This is a genomic window from Alteromonas sp. Mac1, from assembly GCF_001562125.1.
GTDB lineage: Bacteria > Pseudomonadota > Gammaproteobacteria > Enterobacterales > Alteromonadaceae > Alteromonas > Alteromonas stellipolaris.
Genome location: NZ_CP013932.1, coordinates 753,520 through 765,239, shown reverse-complemented (window position 1 = coordinate 765,239; position 11,720 = coordinate 753,520). Strand labels below are relative to the sequence as shown.

9 protein-coding genes are annotated in these 11,720 nt (G+C 43.8%); 6 read left to right on the top strand and 3 right to left on the bottom strand.

Annotated features, from left to right (window positions below):
- Window positions 1-60: 60 nt before the first annotated feature.
- Genes AV939_RS03285 through AV939_RS03275 form a run of 3 tightly spaced genes read right to left on the bottom strand, consistent with a single transcriptional unit; the run spans window position 61 to window position 3,698 of the window.
- Window positions 61-1,137 (bottom strand): glycoside hydrolase family 117 protein, encoded by a 1,077-nt coding sequence (locus AV939_RS03285; RefSeq protein WP_057794047.1) that lies wholly within the window; start codon window positions 1,135-1,137, stop codon window positions 61-63.
- Entirely contained in the window at window positions 1,130-2,116 is a 987-nt protein-coding gene (locus tag AV939_RS03280) for a sugar kinase (RefSeq protein WP_082604975.1), read from the bottom strand. Before AV939_RS03280 ends, AV939_RS03285 begins: the two co-directional genes overlap by 8 nt.
- Before the next feature lie 4 nt (window positions 2,117-2,120).
- Window positions 2,121-3,698 (bottom strand): MFS transporter, encoded by a 1,578-nt coding sequence (locus AV939_RS03275; protein ID WP_057794050.1) that lies wholly within the window; start codon window positions 3,696-3,698, stop codon window positions 2,121-2,123.
- Between the two features lie 464 nt (window positions 3,699-4,162).
- On the opposite strand from AV939_RS03275, the gene AV939_RS03270 reads away from it, so the two are divergent.
- The 6 genes from AV939_RS03270 (at window position 4,163) to AV939_RS03245 (ending at window position 11,482) form a co-directional block, all read left to right on the top strand.
- Complete coding sequence (locus tag AV939_RS03270) at window positions 4,163-5,293, top strand: mandelate racemase/muconate lactonizing enzyme family protein (RefSeq protein ID WP_057794052.1); 1,131 nt, start codon at window positions 4,163-4,165, stop codon at window positions 5,291-5,293.
- A gap of 11 nt (window positions 5,294-5,304) precedes the next feature.
- Window positions 5,305-6,330 (top strand): zinc-dependent alcohol dehydrogenase, encoded by a 1,026-nt coding sequence (locus AV939_RS03265; RefSeq protein WP_057794054.1) that lies wholly within the window; start codon window positions 5,305-5,307, stop codon window positions 6,328-6,330.
- A 1-nt stretch (window position 6,331) separates the two neighbouring features.
- On the top strand, window positions 6,332-7,096 hold the full coding sequence (locus AV939_RS03260; RefSeq protein ID WP_057794056.1) for an SDR family oxidoreductase: 765 nt from the start codon (window positions 6,332-6,334) through the stop codon (window positions 7,094-7,096).
- A gap of 2 nt (window positions 7,097-7,098) precedes the next feature.
- Entirely contained in the window at window positions 7,099-8,550 is a 1,452-nt protein-coding gene (gene aldA / locus AV939_RS03255; protein WP_057794058.1) for an aldehyde dehydrogenase, read from the top strand.
- A 126-nt stretch (window positions 8,551-8,676) separates the two neighbouring features.
- The gene (locus AV939_RS03250) at window positions 8,677-10,557 is read left to right on the top strand and encodes a sulfatase-like hydrolase/transferase (RefSeq protein WP_197427692.1); all 1,881 of its coding nucleotides are present in this window, start codon (window positions 8,677-8,679) and stop codon (window positions 10,555-10,557) included.
- Window positions 10,558-10,879: 322 nt separating this feature from the next.
- On the top strand, window positions 10,880-11,482 hold the full coding sequence (locus AV939_RS03245; protein WP_057794060.1) for a GntR family transcriptional regulator: 603 nt from the start codon (window positions 10,880-10,882) through the stop codon (window positions 11,480-11,482).
- Window positions 11,483-11,720 lie beyond the last annotated feature (238 nt).

Below are 11,720 nucleotides of genomic sequence, written 5' to 3'. Positions count from 1 at the left end.
CTCGCCGTTGAGACCACCTTCCCTTTAGCCAAAATTGTATTTCGCACAATGCATATCAAACTAACCGGCTTCATTTTGAAACGTGCCTGCATCGAGTATCTGTTTACGGGTTTTGAACTTGCAGATGAAATTCCAATTCCAGCTAGCATCATATTTGTGACATAACCCCCAAGATAGTCCGGGAGCCTGGCTTTCATTTGTGCCGTCTCTGAAAAGCCCAATCGCTTCAGGTGCTCCCTTTATGTAGGCTTTAATATCGAAATTAATACCGTCTTTGGCAAACTGAATCGTGTTTTTTTCTGGGCCATCGGTGGTAAGTAACGAAGCGATACCGTCATTGTAATTCCAAACCACCACTTCATGCCCACTGTTTGAAATAGGGTTATAGTCTGACTTCGCATAAGGCCCAAACGGAGAATCAGACACAGCAACGCCATGCTTTATTTCACGCCCGCCCATGTTCATCTCCTCCCCCATGGTTTCGCCTTTATAGTAAAGATAAAATTTATCTTGAAAGGCTAATAAACAAGGGTCGTGTACTTTATGACTATCAAAACTGCCTTTTGACTTAACATTAAACCGATTATCTTCACTGCCCTTCCACTCACCATCTTGTGCGGGCGATAAAATTGGCGCTTTCGATTTATGCCAAGGCCCAAAAGGCGTATCGGCCACTGCAATGGCGATATGCTCAAACTGTCGATTGGTATAAGGCGCCTTAACGGTCTGGTAAACGAGATAGAATTTATCGCCATGGACTAAGACTTCAGGGGTGAATACCGCTCTGTCGTCATAATCACCTGGTTCGCCGCGGCCAATTGCGATGCCGTGTTCTTTCCATGTTTCACCGTCTTTAGAAGATGCATGCCATACTTCGGTTAAATCCCACGGAAATACCTTGTCGTTGGGATTACTCGAGTTAAAGCCTACAGTTTCTCCTGTACCTCGTGTATACCAACAGTGATACACACCATCAACTTTAATAACAGAGGACGGGTCGCGTCTTATAACCCCTTCTTCAAAAGCAAAATCGCCTTTCAGTGGTGTAACATCAAATTCAGTCATCCAGTCAGGACCTAGGGAATCATACCCCCGCGCTAAAGCTCGCTTGCTGGCTAAACTTAGTTTTTCACCCATCGACTAATACTCCTTCATTGCAATTGGCTAGGAAACGCGCTTTCACGCTAGCCAGCGCATCTTTACTGATAATAGCGCCTGCGTGCTGCACAACTTCTCTTGCGGCAGCATCTGCGGCTTTGATACTAAACTCGATACTTCTCTCAGCCAGTCGGTTTGCCAGATACACCCCGGCAAATGAGTCACCAGCGGCAGTGGTATCTATCTGACTGGGCGCAGGATTGAAGGCTTGATGGTGCACTAAGCCCCCTTCCAGATAGCCAAACATGCCCTGCGTACCGGCCTTAACCACGTATTCCTTGCAGCCTACGCTATTCAAATAATTCAACACATCTTGCACGCAATCGTGATGATAGACGCTCTTGTGATCGTCAAGGCCAGGCAGCGCAATATCTGAAACACGGTAAGCACGGTCAAACCAAACTTGTGCATGCTGATAACCGTTCCACATTGAAGGTCTGTAATTTGAGTCAAACGCAATCAAGGCGCCTCGATCGCGATATTGCTGAATAAGTGTTAATAGTTCATTTTTATCAGCATCATTTAAAATACTTAGGCCAATACCACTAAAATAAACCATGTCGATGGAGTCTAACTCTGGCGGTTCGACCTTATGCAGTGACATCATTACTTTAGCCGCAGACTGGTCTCGCCAATAATCAAAACTTCGCTCGCCAGACTCATCGGTAACAATACTATATAAACCTACGTTTCTATTTTTACTGCGGGCTACTCCCACAGTATTAATGTCATTTTGCTCGAAAAAAGACATCATTTTAGTGCTGAAAGTATCAAGTCCAACAGCACTAAAGAAAATGCAATCTGTTTCGGGAACCCATCGTTTGCTGTATATCAACGCATTTAATGTATCTCCGGCAAAACCTAATTTACAGCTATCGTTTCCTGTATGAATAAGTTCGACCATACATTCCCCAACAGCCATCAATCGCTTGCTTTGAGTACCTCTATCAACATTCATCAAATTAGCCCTTTGCAAATTGCTTATTGGCAAAATAAGCTTCTATCTCTTCAATCGTTTTGTTCTTTGTTTCCGGCATCAATTTAAAGAGCACAAGGAAGCCCACTACCCCGCAAATGGTATAAAACAGGAAGATATCAGCAGCGCCCATGTTGCTCAGTTGCCAAGGAAAGAATTGTTGAACTAAATAACTGACTAAACTAGCTATTAATGCGAACACTGGAATCGCGATACCACGGATACGAGTAGGAAAAATTTCAGAGAATAATACCCACATCACTGGCCCTATTGAGAAATGGAATGCTGCTATAAAGCTAGAAATACCCACCAGCACCAACATACTGTTCATGGTAGTTGAGGCCTGTAATATCTCGCTTTCGAATTCTTTAGCCAAATCGAATCCAATGGTTTGCTGCAGCGCGTGTTTAAACGAGATATCAGACTGATAGACAATACCTTCTAAGTTTTTAAGGCCCGCAAGTTTGTCACTAGTGTGCAGCTGAGATAACGCTTCAATATTCACTTCATAAATCGCACTTTCAAAACCGATGTAACATGCAAATAAACTCAAGGCCGCCCAAGCAAGCCCCCAAATAATAAGCGGTCTGCGACCTAATTTATCTATTAATATGATTGCTAGTGCTGTGAAAAATAAACTGATCAACCCAATAATTGCAGCTTGGAAGAAGGCCGCATCAGAGCCGATCCCCACCTGTTCAAAAACAGTAGGCGCATAAAACATAATGGCGTTAATTCCCGTAATTTGCTGAACAATAGCAATCGTAAACCCCACTAGCGCTGCTGTCTTAGCTGGGCCCGAGAATAAAATTTTAAAAGACTCTTTTAAGGTTGCGCTGCTTCCGCCTTCTTTATCAAGGTTACGCTTAATATCATGTAGCTCTTCACTCGCCTGCACTGCTGGCATCATACTTTGCATGACCTCTAGCGCTTCCTCATCACGCCCTTTCATCACTAACCAACGGGGGCTACGTGGAATTTTAAATAATAGAAAGAACCATATAATTGCAGGCACAATTTCTACCGCTAGCATCCACCGCCACGTTGCAGTGTCTATCGCCATTGCTTGTACCCAATCAAGCTCAGATTTACTTAATTGCACAATGCCATAGTTGGCAAAATAGGCGCACGAGAGCCCTACAACAATATTTATCTGAATCATGGAGACCAGCTTTCCTCTCCACTTTGACGGTGCCACTTCACCAATGTACATGGCTGCCACTGATAGCGAGGTAAAAGCGAGCCCCCCGATAAAACGGGCAGCCACTAAAGATTCAAAAGAAAATGCCATTACGGAGAAAACCGCAGAGAACAAATAAAGAAACGAAATAAAAATTAACGTAGTTCGACGCCCAAATTTATTGCATAGATGACCCGTTACTAATAAAGCGAACAGAACACCAAAGCCTGGCGCACTCACTACGGCACCAATTTCAAGGTCTCCCAAGCCAAATTCCATGCTAATAAATTTAACCGTACCTGAAATAAGCGCGGCGTCTAATCCAAAAATAAAACCACCGAGGGCTACAATGATCGCATTGGCAAAAATTTGTCTGGTGTTCATCAGTACTCATCTTTATAGTTGTTAAGTCGACGTTAAAAATCGCAAACCCGAATTAACATACATACTAACCCAACAAACACTAATTGTTAACAATAAAATATATACAAAATGATTTTGTTAACGTATTCCCTGTTCGCTCCGGTGGTAACTTTTCCAAATTTCTGCGCCCCAGCTCATTCGTAATCGTACGCGCTAAGTTACATCGCTTTTTATCTACTTATCCTTATATAAAGCTACAAGTGCCGAATGGCCTTATCTCCCAATAACACTGATATGTTTTGTTCTTCATTGATAATGATGTTTTTAGTCTTGTTCTTACTCCATGACTTCAAAGTTATTTTTATTATTCCAACCTTTATTTAAACCTCAGTTTTCTTAAATTAACATTTCCCTTACCGATAAAAGTTTGCTATTAATTGTTAACAATGTACAATTAATGAATTGTTATATGTAAGGATGGTAACGTGACCGCAGTCCCTATCAACACATCGAGGCTTTCTGCAAGTAGTATCAAAGACGTCCAAGTCAACTACTACCTTATTCCTTTGCCAGAGGTCTTAAGTGATGCCAAACATGGTGATCACACACACTTCGAGCTAGTTACTTGCACAATTACTTGCAATGACGGCGTATCTGGAACGGGTTATACCTACACAGGGGGCAAGGGCGGGAAAGCAATTTATAGCCTTGTAAAGGACGATTTAGCCAATTTTTTACATAGCAAAGATGCCGATTGTGTTGAAGCTATTTGGGAACAATTGCAATACCATTTACATTATGTAGGTCGTGGTGGGTTAGCGAGTTTCGCAATTTCAACTATTGATATTGCTTTGTGGGACATCCGCTGCAAACGAATAAATCAACCGCTATGGCGTCTTGCTGGCGGCTTTGATAATCGTACCCCCTGTTATGCAGGAGGCATCGACCTAAATTTTGATGAGAATAAGCTAAAGTCCCATATCGAAGGATATTTAAATAAGGGCTTTACTGCTGTAAAAATCAAAGTCGGCAAAGATGATGTAGAAGAGGATATTGCCCGAGTCGCCGCTATAAGAAAGCATATTGGCAGCGATATAAAATTTATGGTGGATGCGAACTATTCTATGTCCCCCGCTCAAGCTATTCGCTTTGCCAAAGCCATCGAGCAGTATGATATCCATTGGTTCGAAGAGCCTACTATTCCCGACGATTATCAAAGTTACGCACGAATAGCTGAGGCTACGAGCATACCCATCGCAATGGGTGAAAACCTACATACCGTGTACGAATTCAATTATGCCATTCAACAATCAAAACTAGCCTACTTACAACCAGACGCATCGAATATAGGCGGTATAACAGGTTGGCTTAAAGTGGCATCTCTTGCCCACATTAATAACTTAAAAGTATGTAGCCACGGCATGCAAGAGCTGCATGTTTCACTGATGGCCTCACAACCTAATGCAGGGATGATGGAGTATCACTCTTTTCCTATAGACACATATACGACACACCCGGTTTCCCTTGATAAGCAAGGCTATGCATTGGCACCGAACGCCATAGGTACGGGTGTAACTTTCGACGACGTGAAACTCTCACCTTATCAAATAAAGTAAGGAATTTGACTATGTTTGCAGCACAATACGCAGGTGAAAAAACCTTTAACATTCAACCTGGAACCACAGTTCCACCAGGACCCGGAGAAGTTCGACTTTCAGTTGGTTATGTTGGAATTTGTGGTACAGACATGCATATATATCACGGCGTGATGGACGCACGTGTTGCCCCTCCCCAAATTATAGGTCATGAAATGTCAGGGGTGGTAGCCGAGGTAGGTGAAGGCGTAAAAAATGTGGTTATAGGTGACCATGTCGTTGTCCGCCCGCTTGATTATTGCCTGAATTGCCCCGCTTGTGATGCGGGTCATTCACACGTTTGCCAAAACCTTAAATTTATGGGTATTGATACTCCTGGTGCATTCCAAAGTTCATGGACAGTGAAATCACGCACGTTGCATAAACTTCCTAGTAATGTTTCTTTAAAAATGGGCGCCCTTGTTGAGCCTCTTGCAGTGGCTTGTCACGATGTTGCTAGAGCACGTGTTGCAAAAGGTGAGGACGTTGTGGTTATTGGCGGTGGCCCTATCGGTCAACTCGTTGCAATGGTAGCTAAAGCTAAAGGGGCGAATGTCATCATCTCTGAAGTTAATGCCACTCGGAGACAATTTTCAGAAGATAATGGTATTAATACGATTGATCCAATAAACCAAGACCCGGTTGCCGAAATCGCGAAAGTGACTAACGGAAAAGGCGCAGATGTGGTCTTTGAAGTTTCAGGCGTTCAGCCAGCCGTTGACGTGATGACAGAAATCGCGGCAGTGCGTGGTCGCATTTGCATGGTGGCCATCCACTCACAAAAACCTCAGGTCGATCTCTTCAAGTTCTTTTGGAAAGAATTAGAACTGCTAGGTGCTCGGGTATATGAGCATGAAGACTTTGAGCAAGCGATTAAGCTAATTGCAGATGGCTCACTAGATCTTGAGCCGCTTATCAGCTCGGTAAGCAAAATCAATGATATTGGTAGTGCTTTTGCTTCTATGGATGGTAACCCTTCTGGTATGAAAGCACTCGTGTCGTTAAGTGAGGAATTCTAAGATGTCATCGTTGTTTGATTTATCAGGAAAGACTGCCTTAGTAACAGGGTGTAGCCGTGGAATAGGCCAAGCAATGGCTATCGGGCTAGCACAAGCAGGCGCAAACATCATTGGCGTATCAGCTAGTTTAGCCTCTTCTGGCTCCGAAACCGAAAAAGGTGTGCTGGCTGCTGGCCGTGAATTCAGTGCTTATCAATGTGATTTTAGTAACCGAAAAGACCTGTATCGCTTCATCAGTGAAGTAAAGGAAGCACATTCGACTATTGATATTCTAGTTAACAACGCGGGCACTATTATGCGCGACCCCGCTGTCGAACATAGCGACGAGTATTGGGATACGGTTATTGAAGTCAATTTGAATGCCCAATTTGTGTTAAGCCGTGAGATAGGCAAACAGATGGTAGCTAATAAGCAGGGTAAAATTATTTTTACCGCGTCATTACTGACGTTTCAAGGCGGTATTACCGTACCTGGTTACGCCGCGAGTAAAGGTGCTATTGGTCAACTTACCAAGGCTCTGGCCAACGAATGGGCGGGACAAGGTATCAATGTCAACGCTATTGCGCCCGGTTACATTGCCACTGATAATACAGAAGCACTACGTAATGATCCAAGTCGTGCTGAATCAATATTGGCGCGAATTCCTCAGGGGCGGTGGGGTGAACCAGAAGACTTTATTGGCCCTACCGTATTTTTAGCCTCGCAAGCATCAGACTATATGAACGGCGCTACCGTTCTTGTTGATGGCGGCTGGATGGGAAGGTAAACATGTACCCACATAACAAGAAGCATTTTATTAATGGTGAATATGTAAGCTCTGCTTCTGAAGAGCATATCTCAATTACGAGCCCGAGCACCGGTAAGCGAGTGGGTGACATTCCTTTTGGTTGTGAAGAAGACGCGCAAAGTGCCCTGGACGCAGCGCAAAACGCGCAGCGTGCGTGGGCTTTAAAGACCGCGAGAGAAAGAGCCACCGTGTTACGTAAATTTGCACAGCTGATCAGGGAGCACACCGACACCCTAGCGCCCTTGCTAGTAAGTGAACAAGGCAAACTAATTGGCGTTGCAGAAATGGAAGTGGCAGTAACCGCAAGTTTTATCGACTATGCGTGTGACAATGCGCTAACCATTCGCGGTGATATTCTTCCTTCAGACAATGACAATGAAAAAATATACATTCATAAGGTGCCTCGTGGGGTTGTAGTGGCAATTACCGCGTGGAATTTCCCTTTGGCATTGGCAGGACGGAAGATAGGCCCTGCCCTTATCACCGGAAACACACTGGTATTGAAACCCACCGAAGAAACGCCACTTGCCACGCTCATGTTAGGTGAATTAGCGATAAAAGCAGGGATCCCTAAAGGCGTTCTTAATATTCTTAATGGTACAGGTGTTTCGGTTGGGCAATTCCTTTGTGAAAGCCCGATTACCAAGCTTATCACCATGACGGGAAGTACCCGAGCAGGTGAAAAAATCTATCAATCAGCCGGTAAGAACATGATACCGGTGATGTTAGAACTTGGTGGTAAGGCGCCATTCATTGTCATGGATGATGCAGACCTAGAAAAAGCGGCCAATGACCTAATCGACACTCGCTTCGCCAACTGTGGCCAAGTGTGTACCTGCGCAGAGCGTCTTTATGTACATGAAGATGTATACGATGCCTTTATTGCAACGCTTTTACCTAAGGTGAAGTCGATTAAGGTGGGCGATCCTATGCATCCTGATACCCAGATGGGGCCAAAGATTAACGCCCGTGAGATTACTAATATAAGCAAACTCTTAAAAGACGGTCTAAACCAAGGTGCAACAATCTTGTGCGGCGGTAAAGAAGCAAATGTTGATGGCTTTGAAAAAGGCCACTGGTTTGAGCCAACCCTAGTGGGCAATGTTTCTCACGACAATGTGTTAATGCATGAAGAAACCTTCGGACCAATCCTGCCCGTCATGAAAATAGCCAGTATCGAACAAGCTATTGAGTTTACTAACGACAGTGAGTATGGCCTTTCCGCCTACCTCTATACCTCTTCACTAAAACATATAAACAAAGCTATTGCAGAGATGGAAGTGGGTGAAGTGTATGTAAACCGTGGCATCGGTGAGCAGCACCAAGGCTTTCACAATGGCTGGAAAAAAAGTGGAATGGGTGGCGAAGATGGTTTGTACGGCCTAGAGCAGTACCTAGATAAAAAAACCATTTATATGCACGAACCAACCTAATCACACTTCAGTCAACACACTAGAATCACTTAGCTACCAACCCTTCCTATCTGGATTTCATCTAGATAGGGAGTCTTTCCCGCCATAAATTTCGCTGTATTGGCACTTAACAGTGAGGCTCCTACATTGATTAAAACGACGATATCCAAAATAGCATTTGTTACTACCCTAGTGGTGAGCTCCACCTATAGTTTTGCGCAAAATGAGCAACCTAACATTCTGTGGATTATTACTGACGACCACCGGCCAGACTCAGTTCAAGCTTACAATCGTGCGACAACAGGTAAAAGCGAAAGCGCGTTGGGCTACGTGTCATCGCCAAATATCGATAAACTGGCAGCTGAAGGCGTCATGTTTACCCGCGCTTATAACAACTCTCCTGCCTGTGGACCGTCCCGCACGTCGATGCATACGGGTCGTTACCCTTTTCGCAATGGTAAATATGCATGGGAACATACCCATCAAGAAGCTGATTTTACGCGCCCAGCAGTGTCCCAAAGCTTACGTGATGCAGGTTATAACACGGCAATAATTGGCAAACATCACCATGGTATTTCAGAAAAGCTGGGAGAGCCGAGCACTATTTTCGATTTTGCCCTAGAATACAATCGTGACCTACACAGGGCGGGTTTAGGCGGTTTATATTCAACGGGGTCACACGGCCTAACTGATGGCGTGCTATTGCGCCAAGACGCGACTGAAACCGTGTTCTACCCTGATGGTACGAAAAAACAATATGTGCTATCGAAAGCTGACCGAAACTTAAGCGCAGAAGAAGAGGCTATTAAAACCTCAGTAGAAGACGAGTTTGATATTTTGCGTGCCTACACACGTATAAACACAGGATTAATTCTTGGCGGCGTCAACCCTCAACCCGCCGATAAGACAGTAGATGCACTCATTGTTGAAGAGTTTGAAAACCACTTAGCCAATGCAAGTCAAAGTTACACTACCCTAGCAGGGAAAAAAGTTAACGGCCCTGACGCATCTAAACCCGTCTTCGTAAACCTAGGGTTTCACTTACCTCATACACCGGTACTTCCGCCTAAGTCTTACAGAGACAAATTCAAAGACCAACCCTATAAATTACCCGAGTTTAGTGCTGAAGAAGTTGGAAGTTTCCCCACCCAGCTTCAGCAAATTTATAACGAATCTAAAACCGATGGTATGACAGAACAAGACAAGCTTCAGGCTGTTCGCGATTACTATGCTTTTACCGCATTTGGTGATGCACTCATCGGTGAAGCTGTAGATGCTTTCAAAGCCTATTCAGCGAAACAAAATCGCGAGTACCTAATTGTTTTCACGGTAGGCGACCACGGTTGGCATTTAGGTGAGCAAGGTATGATGGCTAAATTTGGCCCTTGGAAACAATCGCTCAATGGCGCGGTTATTGTCGTGTCGTCAGATAAAAAAACCTATTCCGCCGGTAAGGTAGTCGATGAATTAGTGGAGTACGTAGACTTAGCCCCGACCCTTTTGGCTGGCGCAAATATCGATATTCGGACTGCCCAATACGACTACTTAGATGGCGTCGACCTCGCGAGCATTGCCAAGGATGAGGGTTTTAGCCGAGAGTATATTTTAGGAGAAATGAATTTAGTCAGTGGTCATAGAGCTTACTTACGTACTGAAAACTTTGCGTTCTCAATGCGAACCCGAGACAGACGTGAACCTGCCACTACGCCCTATCTAAACGATGATATTACGTGGGCCTTAACTGCACACCCCTTGAAAGTAGACTTAGCGCTGTATGACTTAAGAGTCGATCCTCTTGAGCGACAGAACGTTGCGTATACGGTTGAGTATTTAAAACTTGCAGAATGGTTTCGTCAAAAACTCGGGCGTATTGTGTTAGGGGATGGCCGGGTTGAAATGGATTGGAACACGGTCAATAACTATAATATTAGCAATTTTGCAGACGGTGCCGATGACAAAAAAATCAATATCCCCAACGACCTTATCCCTCAACCTGGCGTTACTAATCCACAACGTTTCAATTTGTAATTGACGCCTACGTTATTTTCGCTGCGCTTTTACTCCGTAAAGTGCTGGTTAAACAACGACTGCAATGAACAATGCAGTCGTTGTTTGGTATTACGTACCACCAGCGTAGTTTTGGTAAACCACTTTAACCTTGTAGCCATTCTGCACGGCTATCGGCTTATTCAGTATCGGTTATTGGTTTACCATTTTAGCGTTGCCCCGAAGTGAATGGCACCTTGGTATTTAGCATTCGTACTGTGCTCTCACTTGGTTTTTTACTGGACAATTTAAAGAAAAACGTTAACAATTCGCCAATCTTATTGCTATAAAAGTTGGAGTTCCCATGAAACCGAAAATTCTCTCTGTTCGTGATCAAATTGCTGACCTTATCCGTTCAGATATAATTTCCGGTGAACTAGCGCCAAACACTAAGCTAAATGAGATTCAACTAGCGGACCGGTTTGATGTGTCCAGAGGCCCTATTCGTGACGTCATATTAAAACTTACCAAAGAAGGTTTATTGGTAAGTAAAAACAACGTTGGCGCGTCTGTAAACACACCACTTCCTTCTGAACTACAAAAACTAAGTATTGATTTGCGAAAGAAGATTGAAGAGTATGCGGCTAAGCAATTGGCGGGAAATTTAACCCCAGAGCAATTGGCTAATATGGATAAGCTTATCGACAATATGCAAGAGCATTTTGAGCGCGATGAGTACACTGAACTGACTAAAGCTGATATCGCGTTCCATGAATACTTTGTTGAACTTGCTGGCGGTGAAAGCCTACTTAACTTGTGGTACCCCATTGTTATCCGTATGCGTATGAATTATCAACGCATCAAATCATCTAACAAATTAGTAGATGAACACCGAGATATCGTAAATGCATTTCGAGAAGGTGACGCCAAAGGCGCTATTGTCGCCATCCGTAAAAATATCAAATAGCCGTCTTCGGCTTCTTAGGGTATTAGCCTTAAATTAATCCCAGCACTACAATAATGGCCGCCAAATCATTTAGCGGCCATTAAAAATGGTTTCCTTTCTTACCTTCCTACTTACCTCAGCAAATTTCTCCGCTTCAACCTTTTTCAAATTACCACTTAAGCCACAGCAGTGCCCAAAGACAATTCTGTATTTTACAAAAACTAAATAAAACTAGAGCCTTAAACTCATCACAAAAGTT

Bases quoted from the DNA above. Each gene is read 5' to 3' on its own strand.
- AV939_RS03285 (WP_057794047.1), bottom strand. From the start codon at position 1,137: ATGGGTGAAAAACTAAGTTTAGCCAGCAAGCGAGCTTTAGCGCGGGGG.
- AV939_RS03280 (WP_082604975.1), bottom strand. From the start codon at position 2,116: ATGAATGTTGATAGAGGTACTCAAAGCAAGCGATTGATGGCTGTTGGG.
- AV939_RS03275 (WP_057794050.1), bottom strand. From the start codon at position 3,698: ATGAACACCAGACAAATTTTTGCCAATGCGATCATTGTAGCCCTCGGT.
- AV939_RS03265 (WP_057794054.1), top strand. From the start codon at position 5,305: ATGTTTGCAGCACAATACGCAGGTGAAAAAACCTTTAACATTCAACCT.
- AV939_RS03260 (WP_057794056.1), top strand. From the start codon at position 6,332: ATGTCATCGTTGTTTGATTTATCAGGAAAGACTGCCTTAGTAACAGGG.
- aldA (WP_057794058.1), top strand. From the start codon at position 7,099: ATGTACCCACATAACAAGAAGCATTTTATTAATGGTGAATATGTAAGC.
- AV939_RS03245 (WP_057794060.1), top strand. From the start codon at position 10,880: ATGAAACCGAAAATTCTCTCTGTTCGTGATCAAATTGCTGACCTTATC.